This is a genomic window from Citrobacter sp. RHBSTW-00029 (assembly GCF_014104295.1).
GTDB lineage: Bacteria > Pseudomonadota > Gammaproteobacteria > Enterobacterales > Enterobacteriaceae > Citrobacter > Citrobacter youngae.
The window spans coordinates 3,122,451-3,147,477 of sequence record NZ_JABXRT010000001.1 but is presented as its reverse complement, the minus strand read 5'-3'; the positions used below and the strand labels follow the sequence as shown (position 1 = coordinate 3,147,477).

Genomic DNA, 25,027 nt, shown 5'->3' with positions numbered 1-25,027 from the left:
AAGCCGGGCGGGTTTAATGGGTGAACTGACTCACAGTAATTAGCGCTCGCCGGATGGTAGCAGAGAGACCTGACGCGCCAGTTGCATCAACGACTCCGCCAGCACCTGAGGCGTGGCGGTTTGTGCGTCAGGCGGCAGTACGGTTTTCCGTTCGACCAGCGTGACCGGCAGCAGCAGATTGCCGGGGGCGGACATACCCTGCGTAAGCTGCAACAGCCTGTCAACGCTGGTCTGTCCGAGAGTGGGGAAATCCTGCCTGATGGTGGTCAGCGGCGGGATGTAGCAGGCGCTGTCTTCGGTGTCGTCGTAGCCGATCACGGAGATGTCCGCTGCAACTCGCAGCCCAGACTCGCTGATTGCGCGCATCGCGCCCAGCGCCATTTGATCGTTAGCCACCAGCATAGCGGTTGGAATGATACCGTCGTTAAGCATGTGCATGGTTTGATGAAAGCCGGACATGGCGCTCCAGTCACCTTCACGTTCTACAATGGGACGTAGCTGGTAGTGCGCCAGATATTTATGCCAGCCCGCACGGCGAAGCCTTGCCGAAACTGAAGTGTGCGGCCCGCTCAGCAGGGCGATTCGCTGATGACCATGCTGTACAAGATGTTCAACGCCGAGCCGAGCGCCGTCATCATGGGAGAAAATCACGCTGTTAATCGGCGTCTGGTCAGAGACATCGAGAAACAGTACCGGCACTGTACCGCAGGCGGCGGCCATGGCAATGGCGTCTTCTTCATCCAGCGGATAGTTGATGATAAGCCCGGTTACGCGCTGAGAAAGCAGGTTGTGGACCGCGGTTTTACACGCCTCAACGCCGCTGCGCTCGACCATGGCGATCACCACGCTGGCGCCGGACTGGTCGGCGCGGGATTTTATGGCGGCAACGATTTGTGAGGGGGCATGCAGGGCAAGGTTCGCCGTCACGACGCCAATCAGCGGCGTCTGTTTGCCTGCCAGTTGTTGTGCGACGCGGTTGGGGATGTAATTGAGTTCCGCCATCGCGGCCTCAACTTTCTGTCGGGTTTTTGCGGAAACGTGGCTGGCCTGATTCACGACGCGCGAGACGGTCTGGTAAGAGACGCCTGCATGGTCTGCGACATCGTATAGCGTTACCGGTTTCACGTTTATCACCCCTGTCATGATGTTATCTGCGCGCTATGATGCCACAGCGGGACGATTTTGGGGGATTTACGCATAGGTTCTGCGAGGCGCATTCCAGGGTTGCGGATCGTGTGCGGGAGGATTTATCGTCGTTAAACTTATCAGATTAAAAAGTGAGGACATCGTGAGCGACTCTGCGGCAAATAATATCCTGTCCATTTACCGACGCCATGCGGAGGCTTTTGCCCGCCAGCGCTCACGCGCCTTGTTTGAGAAAAGCTGGCTGGACAAGTTCATCAACGTGATGGGCGGGCAGGGCCATATTGTGGATATTGGCTGCGGAAACGGTCAGCCGATTGCGGGTTATTTTATCCGGCAAGGTTTTCAGTTGACGGGGGTTGATGGTTCCCCGGAAATGCTGGCGCGGGCGCGGCACTCTTTTCCCGCACAGCGCTGGCTGGAGCACGATATGCGTGAGCTGGCGCTTAACGAGACATTCGACGGTCTGATCGCCTGGGACAGCTTTTTCCATTTAACCCAGTTGGACCAGCAAAAGATGTTCCCCATTTTTGACCGGCTCAGTCATCCCGGTAGCGCACTGATGTTTACCAGCGGCACGGACAACGGCATTGCGATGGGGGAATTTGAGGGTGAGCCGCTGTTTCACGCCAGCCTCGCGCCTGATGAGTATCACGCATTGCTGTCGATGCACGGTTTTACGGTGATTGAGAGGGTGATGGAAGATCCGCACTGTACCGGGCACACCATCTGGCTGGCGCAAAAAAGAGGTTAATCGCCGCGAAAGGTTTTACGCCATTCAGCCGGGCTGACGCCGAAGCGGGATTTAAAATGCTGCCGCCAGGTGACGGGGGAGAGAAAACCTACCTGTTCGGCGATGCGTTCAACGGGTAACTGACTGGACTCCAGCAGGATCTGGCTGCGGTGTAGGCGCTCGGTAATCAGCCATTCAGCCACGCTTGACCCGGTGGCCTTCATAAAATGACGGGTTAGAGTGCGACGACTCATCATCACCCGCTGTGCCAGCTCGTCGAGATTATGCGGTTCGTGGAGATGCTGGCGCAAATAGTCGAGCAGGGCGTTAATGCGCTGATCCTGTGTATTTTTCGCTACCGGTTGTTCGATAAACTGCGCCTGGCCGCCCTCACGATGCGGTGGCACAATCATCCGTCGGGCAATCTGATTCGCCACCGTGCTGCCAAAACGCTGGCGAATTACGTACAAACAGCAATCCAGCGCGGCGGCGGTACCTGCTGAGGTAATAATACCGTCGTCATCCACGTACAGTGCGTTGATATCCAACTGGGCCGCCGGGAAGCGCGCCTGAAAATCCTGCTCGAACTCCCAGTGCGTAGCCGCTCGTTTACCGTCCAGTAACCCCGCATAGCCGAGGACAAACGCGCCCAGACACAGCCCGACAATCTGCGCGCCGTTTTGTCGCGCGCGGTTGAGCGCACCAAGCAGGCTTTGTGGTGGACGATGCGCGGTGGTGCCCCACCAGGGGATCACCACGATGTCGGCAGCCTCCACCGCTTCATAGCCGTGGGTTGCGGTAATGGAGAAACCATCCTGCGAGGAGATGATGCCCGGTTTTTCGCCGCACATCTGCACCTCAAAGCGCTTTTTCACCGCCATTTTGTCACTGAAAATGATACACGGCACCGAGAAGTGAAACGGGCTGAAATCTTCCACGGCAACAATGGCGACGTTAAGCGGCTGCATACGATTCCTTTGTAGAGATTAAAATGCCAGGGTTTCACCATCTTCCGGCACGTTGACATATTGCGCAATCTGGTTGTCGCGGGCGTACTCTTTCAGGGCCGCGCGGGTCAACAGACAATGGTTAATCGCCTCCATATGGGTCGCCACAATGTGTGCTTCGGGTAAGGTGAAGTGGGTTTTCAGCACATCTTCCGCACCCATGATAATTGGGCCAAAACCGATGACGTGGGCAAAACCCGCATTCAGAACCACCACGCCTGGCTGGAAGGTATGCATGTTGGCTTCCACCTCGTCGCGCCAGAGGGTGTCCCCGACCAGATACAGCGTTTTTTCCGCCGGATGCATAAAGATAACGCCACAGGCATCACCCAGGCGTTCTGCCATTTGTGGAATGGCATAGGCGCGATCTGAGCCGTGCTGGCCACCGGTTTTACGCAGAGTGATAGCGCCGACCACGGTATTTTGCGTCAGCACGGTGAGTTGTGTGAAACCCTGCCCCCGCAGTACGTGTGCATCATGGTCATTTTGCACATAGATTGGTTTGTCTTTCGGCACGACACGAGCGGCAACCTCGTCCCAGTGATCTTCATGCAGATGGGTCACGATCAGCGCATCGACATTAAGCAGGGTGTCGATGTCGATGGGCAGATCGACGGTTGGGTTGCGAATGTCGGCTCGTGCGGTTCCGGCAAAACCCGGATATGCGCCTTTCGCAGCCAGCATAGGATCGACCAGAAAAGTCATTCCACCAAAGGTGATGTGCTGTGTGGCATTACGGATTTGCGTGATGTTCATGGTGTGCGCTCTGCGTGTTGGGTCAGTGGTATCATCGTAGAGTGTTGTCCAGAAGATGAATGTGGGCAAATGGGCGACTAACGATGGGATTGGGCCAATTGCAACGCAATGATGCCGGTAGGAGATGGTGGGGCGTTTATCATGCCTACGGGACGAATCTTTATTGGCTGTGTTTAATCACTGAATTATCGTCTGAATTATTTAATGCGCTGGAAAACGATTAAAGAGAGTTGATTTAAACTAAGTTTTGGTTTCTTTTTTATAACACTCGTTAATTCTCCACTATTGTACCGAACTGAGTAAAAATACAGTCCCTTAAGTATGGACAGATTTATTAAATGCGAAGTGGTTTCGGAAAATATAATAGATAAATGCAACGTATTACCGTGAATAAAACAGATCGCGAACCATGAAATAATAATGCTATCATTCACCCCAGACGCGGCAGGCAACTGCTGGCACACGCATTTACCCCGGAGCACCTGATGAACCACGACATTCCGCTAAAATATTATGATATCGCCGATGAGTACGCGACCGAGGCCGCAAAGCCGGTGAGCGATGCCGAACGCGATGCGCTGGCGCACTACTTCCAGCAACTGATCACCCGTTTGATGAACAACGAAGAGATCAGCGAAGACGCGCAGCAGGAGATGGCAACTGTGGCTGGCGTTGACGCGCAGCGTATTGATGATATCGCGGAGTTCCTCAATCGCTGGGGTAACGAGTAGCCAAAGACGGGGTCTGTGTTTTACACTGCGCGCAAATTGAGTAGGTATACTCTACGAGTATTCGGTTTAATCAGGCGGAAACAGCAATGAACGGAACAATCACAACGTGGTTTAAAGATAAAGGCTTTGGATTTATCAAAGATGAAAACGGCGACAACCGCTATTTTCATGTGATTAAGGTTGCTAATCCTGAGCTGATCAAGAAAGACGCGGCGGTGACTTTTGAACCCACCACCAACAACAAAGGCCTGTCTGCCTATGCGGTGAAAGTCATACCCGACAGCAAGTACATCTATATCGCGGGCGAGCGCCTGAAGCTCACTGCGATCAAGTCATACCTGGTGTACAGCGAAGAAGTGCCGGTTGAAACCCGTATCGACAAAGAAAACGCGGTGCTGTCTGTCGGCGTGCTGATGAACAGCATACGACCGAAATCAGACGTGAAGCCTGGCGAAATGCGCACACTGAAAAAGCTGGCGATCACTACCTTCCAGGGCACGACGCTGATCTTCTCGGAAGATGAAATCGACATCGACGAGACGGTGAAGCTGCTGAAAGTCTGACGTCCTTCAGAGTGAATGAATGCCGAAACTCTGCTCTTTTCAAAAGCAGGGTTTCGGTTTTTTTTTGCATTCAGTCAAATCGGGTAGATATGTGTGCGCAAAAGCTGCTTTGTGTCAGAAGCAGATGTGAACGTTTTATATAAGAAGTGAAAGTGGTACTTTGCCGGGGTTATTACTTTTGATTCTCTTGTCTTATCTATTATTGCTGCTGCGCCAGTGTTAAAAATAAAAATAGAAAAATCATCAGAAAGTTATGTAGTAACTTATCCATAATGTTAATTATTGATGAAATTAAAGTAACACTCCGTAAGGTTTGGATGTTTTTATTTCTCATAGACGAGAATTTACATATAGTGATATAATATGGTGGGAAAAACAGGCAGCTTATTAAGCTGCCTGTCATGTAAATAAATTTTCGAGGAGACTATTCCAGTGGGACGTAAATGGGCCAATATTGTTGGTAAAAAAACGGCTAAAGACGGTGCAACGTCTAAAGTATATTCCAAATTCGGTGTGGAAATCTATGCTGCGGCTAAACAAGGTGAACCAGACCCAGAATTAAACACAGCTTTAAAATTCGTTATTGAACGTGCGAAACAAGCCCAGGTTCCAAAGCACGTTATTGATAAAGCTATTGATAAAGCCAAAGGTGGCAGCGACGAAACGTTCATGCAAGGGCGTTATGAAGGCTTTGGTCCAAGTGGTTCCATGATTATCGCTGAAACCCTGACTTCAAACGTTAACCGCACGATTGCTAATATTCGCTCAATCTTCAATAAAAAAGGCGGGAATATTGGCGCGGCGGGTGCTGTCAGCTATATGTTTGACAATACTGGCGTGATTGTATTTGCGGGAACAGACCCTGACCGTATTTTTGAAATTTTACTTGATGCTGAAGTGGATGTACGTGATGTTACCGAAGAAGAAGGCAACATCATTATTTATACTGAATCTACAGATCTTCATAAAGGAATTGCAGCCCTCAAAGCAGCTGGGATTACTGAATTCTCAACCACAGAATTAGAAATGATTGCTCAATCAGAAGTTGAACTTTCACCAGAAGATTTAGAAATCTTTGAAGGACTTGTTGATGCCCTTGAAGATGATGATGATGTTCAAAAAGTATATCATAACGTTGCAAATCTCTGATTATAAATTAAAGAAATCTGTCATTATGGCAGATTTTATAAATTGTAAGTTTGTTATGATCAACATGTCTGATAAGATGTGTTGATTATAACGAATAGATAAAAATACTATCTCTAAAAGAAACGCATCAATTGAAATTCCTGGCCTAAACTATCTGATAATAAATGGCAAAGGCGCTCCTGCAAGTTCAGGTCTTCAATACTGAAGCGTATTATCTTGAGTAAGGACAGTGCTGATATGAATATTATTGAAAGTGGTATTCGTGACGTAAAACAAGGTGAAAATGTCACAATAGTCATGCCTGTGAATCTTTATGAATGCGAGTTGGGCCATGATGTGTTTGTCGGGCCATTTGTTGAGATACAAAAGGGATGTGTCATAGGCGACAGAACTAAAGTGCAGTCCCATACTTTCATCTGTGAAAACGTTACCTTAGGCGAGGACTGCTTTATAGGGCATGGCGTGACCTTTGCTAACGATCTTTTCAAGAGCGGAAGTCCTGACGCTTCTGCAAAAAGCTGGATTAATATTGTATTAGGTAACGCAGTAACGGTGGGCAGTGGAGCCACAATTTTAACAACGGAAATTTGCAGTGGTGCGGTGATTGGTGCCGGTAGTGTGGTGATAAAGCCCGTGCTGGTAAAAGGCGTGTATGCTGGCAATCCGGCCAGACTTTTGCGAAAGCTTTAAGTATTACCCTTGCCATTGCGAACCCAAATTTATGTTCTTCCCAGACCGTTCATGTCGACCCCTCTTGTTTGCGGACATGGCGACTATTCTTGCTGCTCACGCCATATAAAGAAACGTCTGCTGCATCAGACGTTGCGTTCCTCTGAATGGTGCCGTAGGTCATGACTCATTTCCTGTAGTTCATTGATTAATCGTGCTAAATGGAAGCCATCGCACACAGAGTGATGTACCTGAACGGCGAGAGGTAACACTACTTTCCCATCTTGTTCATAGTATTTCCCAAGTGTGAACATGGGGGCAAAAAAGTTCTGCATGTTCGCAATGTTGATATTAAAACTGGTAAAACTTACCCAAGGGATAGCCGATACAAAAAATACATTTTCCGGAGACTCTCCCTTCGGCCAATAAGAAAGATTATTACAATAGCGTGCAACGTCTTCTGAATAAGTGTTTTGGAAGTGATGAATATTGCCATCGTAGCGGCTCCATAATGATGAAAAAGTCTCAGTTTCATTATGGAAAATGGTATAGCTTGGATGAATTTCATTCCATATGACAAGCTCATTGTTCTTTATAGCCATACGGAATTCAGTATGCTTGTTGACAACTTTAGCAAGGAGGGAAATCATAGTAGGGTAAAATTTCCAGCCAATCTCTTTTATATGTTTTAGTACTGCGGTAATGTCTAACAGAACAGTTTGGTTAATTGTACTTTGAGCAAAAGACTGAAATACCTCAAAATGCTCTTTCCTTGGCCAACGAGACAAGTCAACAGCCGTATATTCTGGAGTTGTTTTTTTCACTTTTTATCCTTTGATTTGCAATCAAATATCATATTTTAGCCTAAGTCTTTCCATGACGTAATCAGGCTGCATGTCCCGAAGCATGTTACCAGCGAACGCATTTGCGAGAGTAGCGTATCCTTATACAGGAAGAAGGATTAAAGCCTCTTCACAAGAGACTTTGCGCCCCTGGATTTACGATGTCATTCATCAGTGTGTAACGTGCTTCTTTGCGCGTGTATTGATCGATTAACGGCACAAGTCGCCGGAAATGCTCACTGGCACAATGTTCATCGAGAGCCGCGTGGTCTGGCCATTCTTCGATGAAAATAAAATGGCCCGGATCTTTTTCATCAATATAGAGGTCATAAGCAATGCAGCGCGGTTCTTTCCTGGTGGCCGATATTAGCTCACGATACAACGGGAGAACGGTTTCAATATACTCAGGTTTGATGAAATCCTCGGCAATGACCTTTAACATGCAGCCTCCTGGCAAAAAATGAATGCACACTCTGCAATGAAGATATCATTAAAGCAAGATGACACCGCGTGATATCGGCTGATGAGTGAGCCATCCCAACTATCAATCAGATGATGCGCATAACTGTGATCCACTTCACCTCCCGGCAACCAAAATCTCCTGCGACTCGACGCCGTCCTCAATCTGTTTCGCCACCCTTTGTAAGGCCGGAAGATGCTTTTCTGCGGCCTGTTCGATGGTCATGGCGCTGGCCATATACACCAGATTCAGGCAGCCGATCACCCGCTGTCCGCTACGGATGGGGACGGCGATAGAAGCGATTTTCTCCTCCTGATCCCAGCCGCGATAGTTCTGACCAAAACCGTCTTTTCGCGCGCGGGTTAAAATGGCATTGAGCTTCAGCGGTTCGCGCGCAAGCTGGAACTCTTCTCCTGGTCGGGAGGCCAGCATTTCAATCAGTTCCTGACGTTCATTCTCCGGGCTAAATGCCAGCCAGGTCAGGCCGGAAGCGGTTTTCAGCAATGGCAAACGACGCCCGACCATCGCCCGGTGAAACGACAGGCGGCTGAAGCGGTGGGTTGTTTCACGTACCACCATCGCGTCCACATCCAGCGTGGAAACGTCGGTCGGCCAGATCACCTCGCGCAGCAAATCCCCCAGCAGCGGGGCGGCCAGCGCAGAAATCCACTGCTCGTCACGAAATCCCTCGCTAAGCTGACGGACCTTGATGGTTAAGCGAAAGCTGTCATCGGACAGGCTGCGTCGGACGTAACCCTCATCCTGCAACGTTTCCAGCAGCCGCCTGACCGTAGTGCGGTGCAGGCCGCTCAGCTCAGCCAGCAGGCCAACGCTGGCTCCACCATCGAGCCGGTTTAACATATTTAATAACATTAATCCGCGCGTTAATCCGCGTACGGTTTTGTATTCAGTACCGTCATCATTTTTCATATTTATTGACAAATCTACAGGTAAAACAACGTTGTGCACTTAGTGCACATCCAGGCATGTTTTGATTGTAGCGCAAAAACTCACTCCTATACTGACCGCACAATAAAAAATCATTTACATCTTTTTAACAAAATGAGTTGCGCCTCGCCAGGGTCTGCAATTGCGTTTTGTCCGAGTCGTGAGGTTCTGAAATGACAACAATAAACCCTGATATCCAACCCGCTGTGCAGCACACCGTACAGGTCGCGATTGCCGGAGCCGGTCCGGTTGGGCTGATGATGGCCAACTATCTGGGCCAGATGGGCATTGAAGTGCTGGTGGTGGAGAAGCTCGACACGCTGATCGACTATCCCCGCGCTATCGGGATTGACGATGAAGCGCTGCGCACCATGCAGTCCGTTGGTCTGGTCGAAAACGTGCTGCCGCATACTACGCCGTGGCACGCGATGCGCTTTCTCACCCCGAAAGGCCGCTGCTTTGCTGATATCCAGCCGATGACCGACGAATTTGGCTGGTCGCGCCGCAACGCGTTTATTCAGCCGCAGGTGGATGCGGTGATGCTGGAAGGGCTGTCGCGTTTTCCCAGCGTGCGCTGCCTGTTTTCCCGCGAACTGGAAGCCTTCAGCCAACAGAACGGTGAAGTAACGCTGAATCTGAAAGCGCCGGATGGCCAGCGCGAAACGGTGAAGGCCCAGTGGCTGGTGGCCTGCGACGGTGGGGCCAGCAACGTCAGACGTTCGCTGAATGTGCCATTTGAAGGCAAAACCGCGCCAAATCAGTGGATTGTGGTGGATATCGCCAACGATCCGCTCAGCACGCCGCATGTGTTTCTGTGCTGCGATCCGGTGCGCCCGTATGTCTCCGCTGCGCTGCCACATGCGGTGCGCCGCTTTGAATTTATGGTGATGCCGGGAGAAACCGAAGCGCAACTCAGTGAGCCGCAAAATATGCGCCAGTTGCTGAGCAAAGTGCTGCCGAACCCGGATAACGTCGAACTGATCCGCCAGCGTGTGTATACCCATAACGCCCGTCTGGCCGAACGTTTTCGCATTGACCGCGTGCTGCTGGCCGGCGATGCGGCGCACATTATGCCGGTCTGGCAGGGGCAGGGGTACAACAGCGGCATGCGCGATGCCTTCAACCTGGCGTGGAAACTGGCGCTGGTCATTAAGGGCAAAGCTGGTGATGCGCTGTTGGATACCTACCAGCAGGAACGCCGCGACCACGCCAAAGCGATGATCGACCTCTCGGTGACCGCAGGCAACGTACTGGCACCGCCAAAACGCTGGCACGGTGCGGTACGCGACGGGGTTTCCTGGCTGCTGAATTATATTCCGCCGGTCAAACGTTACTTCCTCGAAATGCGCTTTAAGCCGATGCCGCAATACCATGTTGGAGCACTGGTGCGTGAGTGTGACGCGAAAACGTCACCGGTCGGCAAGATGTTTATCCAGCCGAAGGTGACGCTGGAATCGGGTGAAGTGACGCTGCTCGACAATGTCATCGGGCCGAATTTTGCGGTGATTGGCTGGGGTTGTAACCCGCTATGGGGCATGAGCGAGGCGCAGATCCAACAGTGGCAGGCGTTGGGCACGCGGTTTATCCAGGTGGTGCCGGATACGCAAATTCATACCGAGCAGGATAACTATGACGGCGTTATCCGCATTGGCGATACGCAAAACCGCCTGCGCACGTGGTTTGCCCAGCACAACGCTTCGCTGGTGGTGATGCGCCCGGACCGCTTTGTGGCCGCCATCGCCATTCCGCAAACCCTGGGCAGCACCCTGAATAAACTGGCGTCGGTGATGACGCTTACCCGCGCTACTGCCGATATTCCTGTTGAAAAGGTGGCCTGATATGCACGCTTATCTTCACTGTCTTTCCCACTCGCCGCTGGTGGGCTATGTCGACCCGGCACAGGCTGTGCTCGACGAGGTCAACGGCGTGATCGCCAGCGCCCGGGCGCGCATTGCGGCGTTTGACCCTGAACTGGTGGTGCTGTTTGCCCCCGATCACTACAACGGTTTTTTTTACGATGTGATGCCGCCGTTCTGTTTAGGCGTGGGAGCCACGGCGATCGGCGATTTCGGCAGCGCGGCGGGGGAACTGCCGGTGCCGACAGATCTCGCTGAAGCCTGCGCCCACGCGGTGATGAAAAGCGGCATCGATCTCGCCGTGTCCTACAACATGCAGGTCGATCATGGTTTCGCCCAGCCGCTGGAGTTCTTGCTTGGTGGGCTGGATAAGGTGCCTGTGCTGCCGGTGTTTATTAACGGTGTCGCCACGCCGCTGCCAGGCTTTCAGCGTACCCGCATGCTCGGGGAAGCGATTGGCCGTTTCGCCAGCTCATTGAATAAACGCGTACTGTTTTTAGGCTCCGGCGGGCTGTCGCATCAGCCGCCGGTACCGGAGCTGGCGAAGGCCGATGCTCATATGCGCGACCGTCTGCTTGGCAGCGGTAAACAACTGCCCGAAAACGAGCGCGAGCTGCGCCAGCAGCGGGTGATCAGCGCCGCCGAGAAATTCGTGGCCGATCAAAACACGCTGCATCCGCTGAACCCTGTCTGGGATAACCGCTTTATGAGCCTGCTTGAGCAGGGGCGTTTGCAGGAGCTGGACGCGGTCAGTAACGAAGAGTTGTCCGCGATGGCGGGCAAATCAACGCACGAAGTAAAAACCTGGGTTGCCGCCTTCGCCGCCATTTCTGCATTTGGCAACTGGCGCAGCGAAGGCCGTTATTACCGCCCGATCCCGGAGTGGATCGCCGGATTCGGCTCCCTGAGCGCCACCACACAGAACTGAAACAGAACTGAATATGCAGGAGAAAACCATGACTTACCAACCGCAAACCGAAGCCGCTACCAGTCGTTTTCTGGAGGTGCAGGAAGCAGGCGAAACACTACGCGTGCATTTCAATGACTGTGGACAGGGCGAAGAGACCGTCGTGCTGCTGCACGGCTCCGGTCCTGGCGCGACGGGCTGGGCAAACTTCAGCCGCAATATTGATCCGCTGGTACAGGCCGGATACCGGGTGATCCTGCTGGATTGTCCTGGCTGGGGTAAAAGCGATGGGATCGTTAACCGCGGTTCGCGATCCGATCTCAACGCCCGCATCCTGAAAAGCGTAGTCGATCAACTGGATATTCAGAAAATCCACCTGCTGGGCAACTCGATGGGCGGCCACAGTGCTGTGGCGTTTACCCTGAGCTGGCCGGAGCGCGTGGGCAAACTGGTGCTAATGGGCGGCGGAACGGGCGGCATGAGTCTGTTTACCCCGATGCCGACCGAAGGTATCAAGCGGCTGAATCAGCTATACCGCGAGCCGACTATCGAGAACCTGAAGCTGATGATGGAGATCTTTGTCTTCGACACCAGCGACCTGACCGAGGCGTTGTTTGAGGCACGCCTGAATAACATGCTGTCGCGTCGCGATCACCTGGAAAACTTTGTCCAGAGTCTGGAGGCCAACCCGAAACAGTTCCCGGATTTCAGCCCGCGTCTGGGTGAAATCAAAGCCCAGACCCTGATTGTCTGGGGACGCAATGATCGCTTTGTGCCGATGGATGCCGGTCTGCGCCTGCTCTCCGGAATTGCCGGTTCTGAGCTGCATATCTACCGCGACTGCGGGCACTGGGCGCAGTGGGAGCATGCGGATGCCTTTAACCAGCTGGTGCTGAATTTCCTCGCACGCCCTTAAGGAACGGATATGACGAATCATAATCTTGAGCAGTTAGCCGCCGATTTACGTCAGGCGGAGGAAAAAAGGGAAGCCATTGCCCCGCTGCGTGAACTGATCGGCGTGGACAACGGCGAAGCGGCTTACGCCATTCAACGCATCAACGTGCAGTACGAGGTGACGCGTGGGCGGCGCGTGGTCGGGCGCAAAGTAGGGCTGACGCACCCGAAAGTGCAGCAGCAACTGGGCGTCGATCAGCCGGACTTCGGCACGCTGTTTGCCGACATGTGTTACGGCGATAACGACACCATTGCGTTTGAGCGCGTGTTGCAACCGCGCATTGAAGCGGAAATCGCGCTGGTACTGAACCGCGATCTACCCAATGCCGACACCACTTTTGACGAGCTGTACAACGCCATCGAATGGGTGTTGCCCGCGCTGGAAGTGGTCGGCAGCCGTATCTGTGACTGGTCAATCAAGTTTGTTGATACCGTGGCGGATAACGCTTCCTGTGGCGTGTATGTGGTCGGCGGTCCGGCACAGCGTCCGGCAGGGTTAGATCTGAAAAACTGCGCGATGAAAATGACGCGCAACAACGAAGAGGTTTCCAGCGGACGCGGCAGCGAATGCCTGGGACATCCGATCAACGCCGCCGTCTGGCTGGCGCGCAAAATGGCCAGCCTCGGCGAGCCGCTGCGCGCCGGAGATATCATTCTCACCGGAGCGTTAGGCCCGATGGTGGCGGTGAATGCGGGCGATCGTTTCGAGGCCCATATCGACGGTATTGGTTCAGTTGCCGCCACTTTTTCAGCGGCGGTTACAAAAGGAAGTCAGTCATGAGTAAGCGTAAAGTTGCCATTATCGGCTCCGGCAACATCGGTACCGATTTGATGATAAAAATTCTGCGTCACGGCGTACATCTGGAAATGGCGGTGATGGTCGGTATCGATCCAGAATCTGATGGTCTGGCGCGCGCCAGTCGTATGGGCGTCGCCACTACCCATGAAGGGGTGATGGGGCTTATTGCGATGCCGGAGTTTGCCGATATCGATATCGTATTTGACGCCACCAGCGCGGGCGCGCATGTGAAAAACGACGCCGCGCTGCGTGCTGCTAAACCGGGGATCCGCCTGATCGACCTGACGCCCGCGGCAATCGGCCCGTACTGCGTTCCGGTGGTGAATCTGGACGCTAACGTTGACCAACAGAACGTCAATATGGTGACCTGCGGCGGGCAAGCGACTATCCCGATGGTGGCGGCGGTTTCTCGCGTGGCAAAAGTCCATTACGCCGAAATTATCGCCTCGATCGCCAGTAAATCTGCAGGTCCAGGCACGCGCGCTAATATCGATGAGTTTACCGAAACCACCTCGAAGGCGATTGAAGTGGTTGGCGGCGCGGCAAAAGGTAAAGCGATTATCGTCCTTAACCCGGCCGAGCCGCCGCTGATGATGCGCGACACGGTGTATGTGCTGAGCGAAGCGGCCTCTGAGGTTGAAGTTGAAGCATCGATTAATGAGATGGCGGCGGCGGTGCAGGCGTACGTGCCGGGCTATCGTCTGAAACAGCGTGTCCAGTTTGAAGTCATCCCGCAGGATAAACCGGTCAATCTGCCGGGCATCGGTCAGTTCTCCGGGCTGAAAACCGCCGTCTATCTGGAAGTGGAAGGCGCGGCGCACTATCTGCCAGCCTACGCGGGCAATCTCGATATTATGACCTCCAGTGCGCTGGCGACCGCTGAGAAGATGGCGCAGTCCCTAGCTCGTCAGGCAGGAGAAGCAGCATGAACGGTAAAAAACTCTATATCTCTGACGTGACCCTGCGCGACGGCATGCACGCCATTCGTCATCAATATTCGCTGGAAAACGTGCGCCAGATTGCCAAAGCGCTGGACGACGCACGGGTCGATTCCATTGAGGTGGCGCACGGCGACGGTCTGCAGGGTTCCAGTTTTAACTACGGCTTTGGCGCGCACAGCGACCTGGAGTGGATTGAAGCGGCGGCGGACGTGGTCAAGCACGCTAAGATTGCCACGCTGCTGTTGCCGGGCATCGGCACGATTCATGACCTGAAAAATGCATATCAGGCTGGGGCGCGCGTCGTGCGCGTGGCGACCCACTGCACCGAAGCGGACGTGTCGGCCCAGCATATTCAGTATGCGCGTGAGCTTGGCATGGATACCGTCGGCTTTCTGATGATGAGCCATATGACCACGCCGGAGCACCTCGCGCAGCAGGCGAAGCTGATGGAAAACTACGGTGCGACCTGTATCTATGTGGTCGATTCAGGCGGGGCGATGAACATGTCTGATATCCGTGACCGCTTCCGCGCCCTGAAAGCGGTGCTGAAACCGGAGACGGAAACCGGGATGCACGCCCACCACAACCTGAGCCTCGGCGTGGCGAACTCGATTGCCGCGGTGGAAGAGGGCTGTGACCGCATCGATGCCAGCCTGGCCGGTATGGGCGCAGGCGCAGGCAACGCGCCGCTGGAGGTGTTTATCGCCGCGGCAGATAAGCTTGGCTGGCAGCACGGCACAGATCTGTATGCGCTGATGGACGCCGCCGACGATCTGGTGCGTCCGTTACAGGACCGTCCGGTGCGGGTGGATCGTGAAACGCTGGCGCTGGGCTATGCCGGCGTGTACTCCAGCTTCCTGCGCCACTGCGAAGTGGCGGCGGAGCGGTATGGCATGAGCGCGGTAGATATTCTGGTTGAACTGGGCAAACGCCGGATGGTGGGCGGCCAGGAAGATATGATCGTCGACGTGGCGCTGGATCTGCGCAACAGAAAATAAAAATGATTACGCGGCTGGCAACGTATCAGCCGCGATTCACCTGCATCGTGACCTCAGAGGTACATCTTATGACTACCCGTACCCCCACATCCTCATCCCGCCTGACGTTGACCGTCGGGCTGTGTTTTTTAGTCGCCCTGATGGAAGGGCTGGATTTACAGGCCGCCGGGATCGCTGCCGTCGGTATCGCCCATGCGTTTGCATTAGATAAAATGCAGATGGGCTGGATCTTCAGCGCGGGCATTCTCGGACTGCTGCCCGGCGCGCTGGTGGGCGGCATGCTGGCCGATCGCTATGGCCGCAAACGCATTCTTATTGCCTCCGTGGCGCTGTTCGGTCTGTTCTCGCTGGCAACGGCGATATCCTGGGATTTCTCATCGCTGGTGTTTGCTCGTCTGATGACCGGCGTCGGGCTGGGCGCGGCGTTACCGAACCTGATCGCGCTGACCTCCGAGGCGGCGGGCCCGCGTTTTCGTGGTACGGCGGTGAGCCTGATGTATTGCGGTGTGCCGATTGGCGCGGCGCTGGCGGCAGCGCTCGGGTTTAGCGGTCTGGCCTCTGCCTGGCAAACGGTGTTTTGGGTTGGCGGGGTGATCCCGCTGCTGCTGGTACCGCTGTTGATGCGCTGGTTGCCGGAATCGCAGGTTTACGCCCAACAAACGCAGGTGGCTGCCGCGCCGCTGCGGGCTCTGTTTGCGCCAACCACCGCGACAGCCACGCTGCTGCTGTGGCTGTGCTATTTCTTCACCCTGCTGGTGGTGTATATGCTGATCAACTGGCTGCCGATGCTGCTGGTCGGGCAGGGCTTTCAGCCCTCGCAGGCGGCGGGCGTGATGTTTGCCCTGCAAATTGGCGCGGCCAGCGGGACGTTAATTCTCGGGGCGTTGATGGACAAACTGCGTCCGGTGGTGATGTCACTTTTGATCTACACCGGGATGCTGGCATCATTGCTGGCGCTGGGCACAGTATCGTCATTGAGCGGCATGCTGATGGCGGGATTTGTGGCGGGGATGTTTGCCACCGGGGGGCAAAGCGTGTTGTATGCGCTGGCACCGCTGTTTTACAGCACGCAGATCCGCGCCACCGGCGTGGGTACCGCTGTCGCCGTCGGGCGTCTGGGCGCGATGAGTGGTCCGCTGCTGGCAGGGAAAATGTTAGCGCTCGGCACCGGAACGGTAGGCGTGATGGCGGCTTCTGCGCCGGGTATTTTAGTGGCGGGCCTGGCGGTATTTATTCTGATGAACCGCAAATCGCAGATGCCGGTCCCGGCCAGCGGTGCTTAAGCGCTCATTCGGTGGTATGAGTGGGGGAGATACGGTTCCCACTTCCGGGTGAACGCCAGTCGGTGAGGACGTTGCCAGAGTTTACATAAAGCCTGGCAACGGAGGCGTTATGAGCTGGCGACCCTTTTTGTATCTGATTATTAATCCCCACCCGACATTAAGCGCCCGGCGCGGGCATCTGCGCCTGGTGCAGGGTTGACTTTGCATTCTGTTAACAAACGCGGTATAACAAATCTTCTTTGGATGTTTAGATGTCCATACGTTCAGAAGGTTATATGCAAACAACACAACAAAATGCGCCACTGAAGCGCACAATGAAAACGCGTCACCTGATTATGCTCTCCTTAGGTGGCGTGATTGGCACAGGGTTATTCTTCAATACCGGGTACATCATCTCCACCACCGGGGCGGCGGGAACGCTGCTGGCCTATCTGATTGGCGCGCTGGTAGTCTGGTTGGTTATGCAGTGTCTGGGCGAGCTGTCGGTCGCGATGCCGGAGACCGGGGCGTTTCACGTCTATGCTGCGCGTTATCTTGGCCCTGCAACGGGATATACCGTGGCCTGGCTCTACTGGCTGACCTGGACTGTGGCGCTGGGTTCGAGTTTTACCGCCGCCGGATTCTGTATGCAGTACTGGTTTCCGCAGGTACCGGTATGGGTCTGGTGTGTGGTGTTCTGCGCGATTATTTTTGGTCTAAACGTCATCTCCACGCGCTTTTTTGCCGAAGGGGAGTTCTGGTTCTCGCTGGTAAAAGTGGTCACTATCATCGCCTTTATCATCCTCGGCGGGGCGGCGATTTTTGGTTTTATCCCGATGCAGGATGGCTCGCCCGCGCCTGGACTGATTAATATCACGGCGGAAGGCTGGTTCCCACACGGTGGCTTACCGATCCTGATGACGATGGTGGCGGTGAATTTTGCTTTTTCGGGAACTGAGCTTATCGGTATTGCCGCCGGAGAAACAGAAAACCCGCGCAAGGTTATTCCGGTGGCGATTCGTACTACCATCGCGCGACTGATTATTTTCTTTATCGGCACCGTGTTTGTGCTGGCGGCGCTGATCCCAATGCAGCAGGCGGGCGTGGAGAAAAGCCCGTTTGTGCTGGTGTTTGAGAAGGTGGGGATTCCGTACGCCGCCGATATTTTTAACTTCGTGATCCTGACGGCTATTCTTTCCGCGGCGAACTCCGGACTGTATGCCTCCGGGCGCATGCTGTGGTCGCTGTCGAATGAACGCACGCTGCCAGCCTGTTTTGCCCGAGTGACGAAAAACGGCGTGCCGCTGACGGCGCTGTCGGTCAGTATGCTCGGCGGCGTGCTGGCGCTGTTTTCCAGCGTGGTGGCCCCGGACACGGTATTTGTCGCGCTGTCGGCAATCTCCGGGTTCGCGGTGGTGGCGGTGTGGCTGAGCATTTGCGCTTCGCACTTTGTCTTTCGCCGCCGTCATCTGCAGCAGGGTAAGGCATTGAGTGAATTGCATTATCGCGCGCCGTGGTATCCGCTAGTGCCGGTACTGGGATTTGTGCTGTGCCTGGTGGCTTGTGTCGGGCTGGCATTCGATCCAGCGCAGAGAATTGCGCTGTGGTGCGGGTTACCGTTTGTGGCAGTGTGTTATGGTGCTTATTTCCTTACCCAACCGCGTAAAGCCAAACAGGAGCCCGAACATGTCGCAGAATAATCCGTTAAGCGCCATCCTTGATAAACAGGATTTCCTGCTGCTCGATGGTGCGATGGCGACGGAGCTGGAAGCGCGTGGCTGTAACTTAGCCGACAGCCTGTGGTCAGCCAAAGTGCTGGTCGAAAATCCGGAGCTTATCCGCGAAGTCCATCTCGATTACTACCGGGCGGGGGCGCAGTGTGCGATTACCGCCAGCTACCAGGCGACACAGGCGGGGCTTGCCGCCCGTGGCCTGGATGAAGCGCAGTCGAAAGCGCTAATTGGTAAAAGCGTGGAGCTGGCGCGTAAAGCCCGTGAAGCGTATCTGGCCGAGAACCCGCAGGCGGGCACGCTGCTGGTAGCAGGATCGGTCGGGCCTTACGGCGCGTATCTGGCGGATGGTTCTGAATACCGTGGTGATTACCAACGTAGCGCTGAAGAGTTTCAGGCGTTTCACCGCCCGCGCGTGGAAGCCTTGCTGGATGCCGGGGCCGATCTGCTGGCCTGTGAAACCCTGCCAAATTTTGCCGAAATTGGCGCGCTGGCTGAGTTGTTGACCGCGTATCCGCGCGCACGGGCGTGGTTCTCGCTTACCCTGCGCGACAGCGAGCACCTGAGCGACGGTACACCGCTGCGTGACGTAGTCGCGTTGCTGGCGGATTATCCGCAGGTGGTGGCGTTAGGGATTAACTGCATTGCGCTGGAAAACACCACCGCCGCGTTGCAGCATTTACACGGTTTAACGGCGCTGCCGCTGGTGGTGTATCCCAATTCGGGTGAGCAGTACGATGCCGCGAGCAAAACCTGGCATCATCACGGTGAGCATTGTGCGCATCTGGCGGATTATCTGCCGCAGTGGCAGGCCGCTGGCGCACGGTTGATTGGCGGGTGCTGTCGCACCACGCCTGCGGATATTGCCGCGCTAAAAGCGCGAAGCTGAGAGTTTATCGGGCCTACATCGTTCACTGTAGGCCTGATAAGCGCAGCGCATCAGGCATTGCCGGATAGTGGCATAAGCGCCTTATCCGGCCTACAAAGCCACAAAACGTTATGCCGCATCCGCCAGAACAAACATGCCGTACGGATGGATTTCGAGATAATACTGCTCGCCGACGTCCGGCTGTAAACGCGTAGCGTTGACCTGCAATAAGATCTCCTGCCCGTGCCATTCCACCGTGACTTCATACTGGGGGCCCATATAGGCCACGTGGCGGATCACGCAGCGCTGACTCTCTTCGCCGCGATCGCTGAGCGTGATCGCTTCCGGGCGCACGCCGACCATACCTTCGCCTTGCGTACCAAAGTGCAGCGGGCGCGGCAGGTGATAGCCGTAGATATCAACGTATTGGTCACTGAAGGTGGCCGGGAACAGGTTGGCATCGCCCATAAAGCTCGCCATAAAGCGCGACGCGGGCTGACGGTAAAGATCCTGCGGTGAGCCGATCTGCATGATGTGCCCCTTGTTCATCACCAGCACGGTATCAGAAACCGCAAAGGCTTCGCTCTGATCGTGGGTGACGTACAGCGAGGTGATATCAAACTGCTTTTGCAGTTCGCGGATCTTGTCGCGCATGCTGCGACGCAGGTTGGCGTCGAGGTTACTCAACGGCTCATCAAACAGCAGCACTTTCGGCTTGAGGATCAATGCGCGCGCCAGCGCCACGCGCTGTTGCTGACCGCCGGAGATCTGATCGACATAGCGCTCTTCGAAGCCTTCCAGATCGACCATCGCCAGTGCCTCTTTGACACGGGCTTTCACCTCAGCGCGGGATACGCCGAGCATCTTCAGGCCATAACCCACGTTCTCTCCCAGCGACATATGCGGGAACAGGGCATAGGACTGAAACACCATACAGATATCACGCTGCTGAATTGAGCGATGGGTGACGTCTTCGCCATCAATGAAAATCTGCCCTTCGCTCGGTTTTTCCAGCCCGGCGACCAGGCGCAAAATGGTGGTTTTACCACAACCGGACGGGCCGAGCAGCGTGACCATTTGCCCCTGCGGGATGGTGAGGTTGATATTGTCGATAACCGTATTACTGGCAAATCGTTTGGTGACGTTGCGCAGTTCAACGAAATGTTTCTGAGTCATAGTGCGCTCCATTACGCCTGGTTTTTGGCTTTTGAACGGGAGGTACGTGATTCACCGATCAGCCAGTCAAAGATGAAAATAATCGCCAGCATCACCACGATCAGAATGGAACCGTAGGCGATTGCCACGCCGTATTCGCCGTCTTCCACGCGGTTCAGGATGTAGGCCGTCGCCACGCGGGTATCCGGCGTGACGAGGAACACAATGGCGCTGACGGTGGTAATGGCGCGCACAAAGCTGTAAATCAGCGCCGAAAGGATCGCCGGGCGCAGCAGCGGCAGCAGGATGTGCGTAATGGTACGCAAGGAACCGGCGCGCAGGCTGAGCGAGGCTTCATCGAGCGATTTATCTATTTGACCTAAGCCCGCGATGCCCGCCCGGATACCGACCGGGACGTTACGCATTACCATCGAGATAATGACAATCGCCGCCGTACCAGTGAGGTAAACCGGGGCGCTGTTAAAGGCCAGAATGTACGATACGCCCGCGACGGTGCCTGGAACGGCAAAGCACAGCATAGTGGTGAACTCGATGGTCTTCTTGCCCTTAAACTGTTGGCGCACGACTACCCAGGCGATCAGCAGGCCGAAGATGGCGGTGATCGGCGCGGCAATCCCGGCGTAGAGCAGGGTGTCGAGCAGTGAAGGCCATGCGCCGTCGCTCATCCCCTGACCGAACAGTTTGGTAAAGTTCGCTAACGTCAGGGTGTAGTCCACGCCCCAGTTAACGGTGAAACTGCCGTAGAAAATGCTGCCGTACAACAGGGCGTTAAAGGCAATCCACACCGCCAGCAGCGCGACCACGCTCCATACCAGAGTCACCGGCAGCGGCTGCACGTCGCCCCGGTAGGATTTACCGGAAACGGTGACGTATGAGCGTTTACCAATCCACATATATTGCACGCAGAACACCAGCAGCGAGAACAGCAGCAGGAATGCACCCAGCGTACTGGCGGCCTGGTAGTCGAGCTGCGAACCGGTGATGTAGAAGTAGATTTGCGTTGCCAGCACGTCGAAGTTACCGCCGAGCACCAGCGGGTTACTAAAGTCAGCCAGCGACTGCACAACCACAATCAAAAAGGCGTTCGCCAGCGCGGGTTTCAGCAGCGTGACAAACACGCCGTTAAAGGTCTGCCAGCGGCTGGCGCGCAGAGTGTAAGAGGCCTCTTCCAGCGACGGATGAATGGTTTTGATTGCTCCGTCGAGGATCATAAACGCCATCGGAGTGAAGGCCAGCACCTGCGCCAGCCAGATGCCGGTAAAACCGTACAGCCAGTTGGTGTTGGTTAAGCCAAACCATTCGACCATAAATTCGGTGATATAGCCGGAGCGCCCCATCATCAGCGTGACGCCTAAACCTACGACAAACGGCGGGGTGACGATTGGCAGAATCGAGAAAATTCGTCCGATAATAGCGCTGCGTTTGGCGATCCGGGTGGTATAGATAGCCAGTACCAGACCAAAGAAGGTACAGCCGACGCCGACGGCAATCGACAGCATAATTGAGTTGAGGATCACCTGAATGATGTGCGCCTGAGACAGCACATTCATAAACGCCAGCGGGGCAAATTCCCCGGCGTCGTTGGTGAACATCGGAATAAAAATCGCGATACTCGGCCAGACGATAAAAATACCGATCAGGGCGACAATCGCGGTGAGCGAGCCGATGACGAAACGGTCGCCGCCCAGCCATTCCAGACGGGTGAGCGCCAGGGTCATGATCGCGCCAAGTGCGATAAATAGCACGATGGTGGCATAGCCTAAGCCACGCCCCTCAAGAGTCGCGCTGGCGACGATAAACGCCATACAGAAAAAAGCCCAGCCCGCATCAAGATAATGGCGGCCGCGCTGTTCGCGCCTGGCCTCATGGAACGGACGCACCAGTAGCAGGCTCGGCAGCAGATACCATAACCAACTGATATTGAACTGTGACCAACCGTAGGCGGCGAGTATTTCCTCGCCTGTCGACTCCAGCAGACCGTAGTCCAGGCTCCAGCTTGGCAACAGGGCAAACGCCAGCCAGCCAAGCAAAACCCAAAGAAATATCGCATCCCGTTTTTTCACGGGATGGAGTGCAAGTGTGTGTGACATAGCGGTTCCGGTATTCCAGGCCGGATGCGGTATTTACGCCGCACCCGGCAAATGATCGCCGATGTAGGTTTATTTACCCATCTTCACTTCGCTGACCCACTTATTGATCAACGCTTTACGCACGTCGGTCGAGCCGTACTTATCCATGTCGTAATTGATAAGCTTCAGATCGTCGAGTTTCAGCGAGTTAGGCGACGTCTCGGCGGTGGTGTTGGTCAGGATCTGATAGGACTTGCCTTTCTTCCACGCCAGCTCCTGAGCATCTTTTGACAGTACCCAGTCAACGAACAGTTTGGCGTTGTCGAGGTTGCGCGCGCCTTTCAGAATGCTAACGCCGCCGATCTCATAGCCAGTACCTTCGCACGGTGAAATTAGCTCCAGCGGTGCGCCCTGTTCTTTTTCCAGCGAGTAGTCGTGCAGGAAGCCAATGCCAATCGCCGTTTCGCCACGGGCGGCGTTACGCGCTGGGGCAATGCCTGATTTAGTGTATTGAGAGACGTTGGCGTTGAGCTGTTTCAGGTAGTCAAAGGCCTGATCTTCACCCCACAGCTGGGCAAAAGTCGCCAGCGCGGTGTAGGCGGTACCGGAGCTTTGCGGGTCAGCAATCTGGATTTCACCTTTGTATTCCGGTTTGGTCAGATCCTTCCAGCATTTTGGCACCGGCAGGTTTTTCTCTTTCAGGCGCTGGGTATTGACGCCAAAGCCCAGAATACCGACGTAAACCGCCGAGGAGAGATTGCCTTTCACCTTCGCGGGATCGCGGAATTTCTCCATGATCTGTTCGAGATTGGGTGATTTATACGGCTGCAGCAGGCCCATTTCACCGGCCTGGGACTGCGGATCCAACGTACCGCCGTACCAGACATCCGCCTGCGGATTTTTCTTCTCGGCATCCACTTTCGCCAGCGTACTGCCCGAGCCGTTGCGAATGAATGAGGTTTTCACATCATATTTTTCACCGAAGGCTTTGGTTTCGGTTTCGCACATCTCGTTAGTGGCGCTGCAATACACCACCAGACGGCCCTGCGCCTGAGCTGCATTGCTAAAGGCCGCCAGCGTCAGCGCGGAAGCAATCAGGGTAGAGGTAAGCGTCAGTTTCATTGTTTTATCCTTTGACTGAGAGAAGGGGTAATGCCCGCAATGAGCAGTGGCATCAGCAATAAACCCATAAAGACAGCGGCAACCGAGAGCAAACTGAACATTCCCGACCAGCCGTAGTGTTCTATGACCAGCGACAGCGGCCAACCCGCCAGCGCGGCCCCCAGATAGGCGAACAGCCCGAGAAAACCGGTAATTGAACCTGCCGCTGCTTTGTGTCCGCACTCCACCGCTGCGAGGCCAATCAGCATCTGCGGGCCAAACACAAAAAAGCCCACGGTAAAGAAACAGACAGCCAGTAGCGCGTAGTGGTGCACCGGCGCCAGCCATAGCGCGGCGACGGAGACCATCAGCCCCAGCGTGAACAGCAAAATCATCGGCGCACGCTGACCGCTGAACAGCAGATCCGATCCCCATCCGGCAAACAGCGCACCGAGCAAGCCGCCGACCTCAAACAGCATCACCGTGGCATTGGCGCTGAGCAAATTCACGCCGTGGCTTTCTGTCAGCCAGATATTGCCCCAGTCGTTGAGCGCAATGCGGATTAAATAAACCAGTACATACGACACGCCAAGCAGCCAGATCATCGGGTTTTTCAGCATGGTGGTGCGCAACATTTGCCACAGTCCCATCGGCGGGCTTTGCTGCTCCTGGCGCAGCTCCAGCGGATCATGCCGCCATTCCCCAACCGTCGGTAATCCCTCTTCCCGGGGCGTGCCTTTCAGTTGCAGGGTGAGCCAGATACCTAACGCCATGCTGATAATCCCCGGTGCCAGCATCGCTGCCTGCCAGCCCCACCAGTGGGCGGCAAAGGCGCTAATCAGTGGGATAACGGCGCCACCGATATTGATCGACATATTCCAGCAGCCCCACCAGAATCCACGTTCGTTGCGCGAGTACCAGTGGGTCAGCAGGCGAGCGCAGGGCGGCCAGCCCCAGCCCTGAAAAAATCCGTTCAGCGTCCAGACCACCAGCAGCAGCGTCAGCGATTCACCAAACGCGAACACCACGTTCAGGATGCCGGTAGCGAACAGGCCAATGCCCATAAATGCGCGCTGCCCGTGGCTGTCGTGCCAGAGTCCCGCGGTAAACTTCGACAAACCATAGGTCAGGTAAAACAGCGATCCCAACAGACCGATATCACTTTTATCCAGTCCCAGATCCATTTGCAGTGCCGGGAGCACGTAGTTAACGCTTTTGCGCGTTAGGTAAAACGCCGCGTACCCGATGACCATGCACATCAGCAGCTGTGGACGCAGCGTCCGGTATTGTTGGTTGATGTCGGTACGCATAGCCGTCTCCGTTTTGCTGACTATAAGAAAGTGAAATCGAAAGGGGATGAGAGAA

Annotated in this window: 24 protein-coding genes; 14 read left to right on the top strand and 10 right to left on the bottom strand. The window is 54.9% G+C overall.

Features of this window, described 5'->3' with window-relative positions:
* Window positions 1-39 precede the first annotated feature (39 nt).
* The gene (locus HV041_RS15455) at window positions 40-1,134 is read right to left on the bottom strand and encodes a LacI family DNA-binding transcriptional regulator (protein WP_142878942.1); all 1,095 of its coding nucleotides are present in this window, start codon (window positions 1,132-1,134) and stop codon (window positions 40-42) included.
* A gap of 154 nt (window positions 1,135-1,288) precedes the next feature.
* Here HV041_RS15455 and HV041_RS15450 point away from each other — a divergent pair, with 154 nt between their 5' ends.
* A complete protein-coding gene (locus HV041_RS15450) occupies window positions 1,289-1,897 on the top strand; it encodes a class I SAM-dependent methyltransferase (protein ID WP_121584262.1) in 609 nt (202 codons plus the stop codon).
* Here HV041_RS15450 and HV041_RS15445 read toward each other — a convergent pair.
* Window positions 1,894-2,844 (bottom strand): helix-turn-helix domain-containing protein, encoded by a 951-nt coding sequence (locus tag HV041_RS15445; protein ID WP_048212498.1) that lies wholly within the window; start codon window positions 2,842-2,844, stop codon window positions 1,894-1,896. The two genes, HV041_RS15450 and HV041_RS15445, sit on opposite strands and share 4 nt — an antisense overlap.
* 18 nt (window positions 2,845-2,862) lie before the next feature.
* Window positions 2,863-3,639 (bottom strand): MBL fold metallo-hydrolase, encoded by a 777-nt coding sequence (locus tag HV041_RS15440; protein ID WP_061067380.1) that lies wholly within the window; start codon window positions 3,637-3,639, stop codon window positions 2,863-2,865.
* A 485-nt stretch (window positions 3,640-4,124) separates the two neighbouring features.
* On the opposite strand from HV041_RS15440, the gene HV041_RS15435 reads away from it, so the two are divergent.
* The 4 genes from HV041_RS15435 (at window position 4,125) to HV041_RS15420 (ending at window position 6,772) form a co-directional block, all read left to right on the top strand.
* Window positions 4,125-4,370, top strand: coding sequence for a YmjA family protein (locus HV041_RS15435; protein ID WP_121584263.1), 246 nt, complete (start codon window positions 4,125-4,127; stop codon window positions 4,368-4,370).
* Between the two features lie 86 nt (window positions 4,371-4,456).
* Window positions 4,457-4,933 carry a cold shock domain-containing protein gene (locus HV041_RS15430; RefSeq protein WP_048212495.1) on the top strand — a complete coding sequence of 159 codons (477 nt, stop codon included), beginning with the start codon at window positions 4,457-4,459 and terminating at the stop codon, window positions 4,931-4,933.
* Window positions 4,934-5,365: 432 nt separating this feature from the next.
* On the top strand, window positions 5,366-6,082 hold the full coding sequence (locus tag HV041_RS15425) for a YebC/PmpR family DNA-binding transcriptional regulator (RefSeq protein WP_048212494.1): 717 nt from the start codon (window positions 5,366-5,368) through the stop codon (window positions 6,080-6,082).
* 237 nt (window positions 6,083-6,319) lie between these two features.
* Window positions 6,320-6,772 (top strand): acyltransferase, encoded by a 453-nt coding sequence (locus HV041_RS15420; protein WP_048212493.1) that lies wholly within the window; start codon window positions 6,320-6,322, stop codon window positions 6,770-6,772.
* Window positions 6,773-6,897: 125 nt separating this feature from the next.
* On the opposite strand, the gene catA is transcribed toward HV041_RS15420, so the two are convergent.
* From catA to HV041_RS15405, 3 genes are all read right to left on the bottom strand, one after another.
* Window positions 6,898-7,575, bottom strand: coding sequence for a type A chloramphenicol O-acetyltransferase (catA, locus tag HV041_RS15415; RefSeq protein ID WP_048212492.1), 678 nt, complete (start codon window positions 7,573-7,575; stop codon window positions 6,898-6,900).
* Between the two features lie 148 nt (window positions 7,576-7,723).
* Window positions 7,724-8,035 carry a putative quinol monooxygenase gene (locus HV041_RS15410; protein WP_048212491.1) on the bottom strand — a complete coding sequence of 104 codons (312 nt, stop codon included), beginning with the start codon at window positions 8,033-8,035 and terminating at the stop codon, window positions 7,724-7,726.
* A 135-nt stretch (window positions 8,036-8,170) separates the two neighbouring features.
* Window positions 8,171-8,983, bottom strand: a complete 813-nt coding sequence (locus HV041_RS15405; protein ID WP_115644359.1) for a DNA-binding transcriptional regulator — start codon at window positions 8,981-8,983, stop codon at window positions 8,171-8,173.
* A 191-nt stretch (window positions 8,984-9,174) separates the two neighbouring features.
* Here HV041_RS15405 and HV041_RS15400 point away from each other — a divergent pair, with 191 nt between their 5' ends.
* From HV041_RS15400 to mmuM, 9 genes are all read left to right on the top strand, one after another.
* Window positions 9,175-10,839, top strand: coding sequence for a bifunctional 3-(3-hydroxy-phenyl)propionate/3-hydroxycinnamic acid hydroxylase (locus HV041_RS15400; protein WP_121584265.1), 1,665 nt, complete (start codon window positions 9,175-9,177; stop codon window positions 10,837-10,839).
* A gap of 1 nt (window position 10,840) precedes the next feature.
* A complete protein-coding gene (mhpB, locus tag HV041_RS15395; protein WP_115600881.1) occupies window positions 10,841-11,785 on the top strand; it encodes a 2,3-dihydroxyphenylpropionate/2,3-dihydroxicinnamic acid 1,2-dioxygenase in 945 nt (314 codons plus the stop codon).
* 28 nt (window positions 11,786-11,813) lie between these two features.
* Window positions 11,814-12,680 (top strand): 2-hydroxy-6-oxonona-2,4-dienedioate hydrolase, encoded by an 867-nt coding sequence (mhpC, locus tag HV041_RS15390; protein ID WP_121584266.1) that lies wholly within the window; start codon window positions 11,814-11,816, stop codon window positions 12,678-12,680.
* 9 nt (window positions 12,681-12,689) lie between these two features.
* Window positions 12,690-13,499 carry a 2-keto-4-pentenoate hydratase gene (mhpD, locus tag HV041_RS15385; RefSeq protein WP_121584267.1) on the top strand — a complete coding sequence of 270 codons (810 nt, stop codon included), beginning with the start codon at window positions 12,690-12,692 and terminating at the stop codon, window positions 13,497-13,499.
* Window positions 13,496-14,446 (top strand): acetaldehyde dehydrogenase, encoded by a 951-nt coding sequence (gene mhpF, locus HV041_RS15380; RefSeq protein ID WP_121584268.1) that lies wholly within the window; start codon window positions 13,496-13,498, stop codon window positions 14,444-14,446. The genes mhpD and mhpF overlap by 4 nt, the downstream gene beginning before the upstream one ends.
* Entirely contained in the window at window positions 14,443-15,456 is a 1,014-nt protein-coding gene (gene mhpE, locus HV041_RS15375) for a 4-hydroxy-2-oxovalerate aldolase (protein ID WP_121584269.1), read from the top strand. The genes mhpF and mhpE overlap by 4 nt, the downstream gene beginning before the upstream one ends.
* Window positions 15,457-15,524: 68 nt before the next feature.
* The gene (gene mhpT, locus HV041_RS15370) at window positions 15,525-16,739 is read left to right on the top strand and encodes a 3-(3-hydroxy-phenyl)propionate transporter MhpT (RefSeq protein ID WP_048212622.1); all 1,215 of its coding nucleotides are present in this window, start codon (window positions 15,525-15,527) and stop codon (window positions 16,737-16,739) included.
* A 275-nt stretch (window positions 16,740-17,014) separates the two neighbouring features.
* The gene (gene mmuP, locus HV041_RS15365) at window positions 17,015-18,418 is read left to right on the top strand and encodes an S-methylmethionine permease (RefSeq protein ID WP_182294243.1); all 1,404 of its coding nucleotides are present in this window, start codon (window positions 17,015-17,017) and stop codon (window positions 18,416-18,418) included.
* The gene (mmuM, locus tag HV041_RS15360) at window positions 18,405-19,337 is read left to right on the top strand and encodes a homocysteine S-methyltransferase (RefSeq protein WP_182294242.1); all 933 of its coding nucleotides are present in this window, start codon (window positions 18,405-18,407) and stop codon (window positions 19,335-19,337) included. The genes mmuP and mmuM overlap by 14 nt, the downstream gene beginning before the upstream one ends.
* A gap of 108 nt (window positions 19,338-19,445) precedes the next feature.
* On the opposite strand, the gene fbpC is transcribed toward mmuM, so the two are convergent.
* The 4 genes from fbpC to uhpC all read right to left on the bottom strand — a co-directional run bounded on the left by fbpC (window position 19,446) and on the right by uhpC (window position 24,972).
* Complete coding sequence (gene fbpC, locus HV041_RS15355; protein ID WP_121584271.1) at window positions 19,446-20,492, bottom strand: ferric ABC transporter ATP-binding protein; 1,047 nt, start codon at window positions 20,490-20,492, stop codon at window positions 19,446-19,448.
* Between the two features lie 11 nt (window positions 20,493-20,503).
* Window positions 20,504-22,582 (bottom strand): iron ABC transporter permease, encoded by a 2,079-nt coding sequence (locus HV041_RS15350; RefSeq protein WP_121584272.1) that lies wholly within the window; start codon window positions 22,580-22,582, stop codon window positions 20,504-20,506.
* A gap of 69 nt (window positions 22,583-22,651) precedes the next feature.
* The gene (locus tag HV041_RS15345) at window positions 22,652-23,683 is read right to left on the bottom strand and encodes an ABC transporter substrate-binding protein (RefSeq protein ID WP_003021397.1); all 1,032 of its coding nucleotides are present in this window, start codon (window positions 23,681-23,683) and stop codon (window positions 22,652-22,654) included.
* A complete protein-coding gene (uhpC, locus tag HV041_RS15340; RefSeq protein WP_121584273.1) occupies window positions 23,680-24,972 on the bottom strand; it encodes an MFS transporter family glucose-6-phosphate receptor UhpC in 1,293 nt (430 codons plus the stop codon). Before uhpC ends, HV041_RS15345 begins: the two co-directional genes overlap by 4 nt.
* Between the last annotated feature and the right edge of the window lie 55 nt (window positions 24,973-25,027).

Coding starts and splice junctions, on each gene's coding strand:
- HV041_RS15410 (WP_048212491.1), bottom strand. CDS start 8,035: ATGTTAAAGGTCATTGCCGAGGATTTCATCAAACCTGAGTATATTGAA.
- mhpD (WP_121584267.1), top strand. CDS start 12,690: ATGACGAATCATAATCTTGAGCAGTTAGCCGCCGATTTACGTCAGGCG.
- HV041_RS15445 (WP_048212498.1), bottom strand. CDS start 2,844: ATGCAGCCGCTTAACGTCGCCATTGTTGCCGTGGAAGATTTCAGCCCG.
- HV041_RS15350 (WP_121584272.1), bottom strand. CDS start 22,582: ATGTCACACACACTTGCACTCCATCCCGTGAAAAAACGGGATGCGATA.
- fbpC (WP_121584271.1), bottom strand. CDS start 20,492: ATGACTCAGAAACATTTCGTTGAACTGCGCAACGTCACCAAACGATTT.
- mhpE (WP_121584269.1), top strand. CDS start 14,443: ATGAACGGTAAAAAACTCTATATCTCTGACGTGACCCTGCGCGACGGC.
- HV041_RS15405 (WP_115644359.1), bottom strand. CDS start 8,983: ATGAAAAATGATGACGGTACTGAATACAAAACCGTACGCGGATTAACG.
- mmuM (WP_182294242.1), top strand. CDS start 18,405: ATGTCGCAGAATAATCCGTTAAGCGCCATCCTTGATAAACAGGATTTC.
- mmuP (WP_182294243.1), top strand. CDS start 17,015: ATGCAAACAACACAACAAAATGCGCCACTGAAGCGCACAATGAAAACG.
- HV041_RS15400 (WP_121584265.1), top strand. CDS start 9,175: ATGACAACAATAAACCCTGATATCCAACCCGCTGTGCAGCACACCGTA.
- mhpT (WP_048212622.1), top strand. CDS start 15,525: ATGACTACCCGTACCCCCACATCCTCATCCCGCCTGACGTTGACCGTC.
- HV041_RS15440 (WP_061067380.1), bottom strand. CDS start 3,639: ATGAACATCACGCAAATCCGTAATGCCACACAGCACATCACCTTTGGT.
- mhpB (WP_115600881.1), top strand. CDS start 10,841: ATGCACGCTTATCTTCACTGTCTTTCCCACTCGCCGCTGGTGGGCTAT.
- mhpF (WP_121584268.1), top strand. CDS start 13,496: ATGAGTAAGCGTAAAGTTGCCATTATCGGCTCCGGCAACATCGGTACC.
- HV041_RS15345 (WP_003021397.1), bottom strand. CDS start 23,683: ATGAAACTGACGCTTACCTCTACCCTGATTGCTTCCGCGCTGACGCTG.
- uhpC (WP_121584273.1), bottom strand. CDS start 24,972: ATGCGTACCGACATCAACCAACAATACCGGACGCTGCGTCCACAGCTG.
- mhpC (WP_121584266.1), top strand. CDS start 11,814: ATGACTTACCAACCGCAAACCGAAGCCGCTACCAGTCGTTTTCTGGAG.
- HV041_RS15435 (WP_121584263.1), top strand. CDS start 4,125: ATGAACCACGACATTCCGCTAAAATATTATGATATCGCCGATGAGTAC.
- HV041_RS15420 (WP_048212493.1), top strand. CDS start 6,320: ATGAATATTATTGAAAGTGGTATTCGTGACGTAAAACAAGGTGAAAAT.
- HV041_RS15430 (WP_048212495.1), top strand. CDS start 4,457: ATGAACGGAACAATCACAACGTGGTTTAAAGATAAAGGCTTTGGATTT.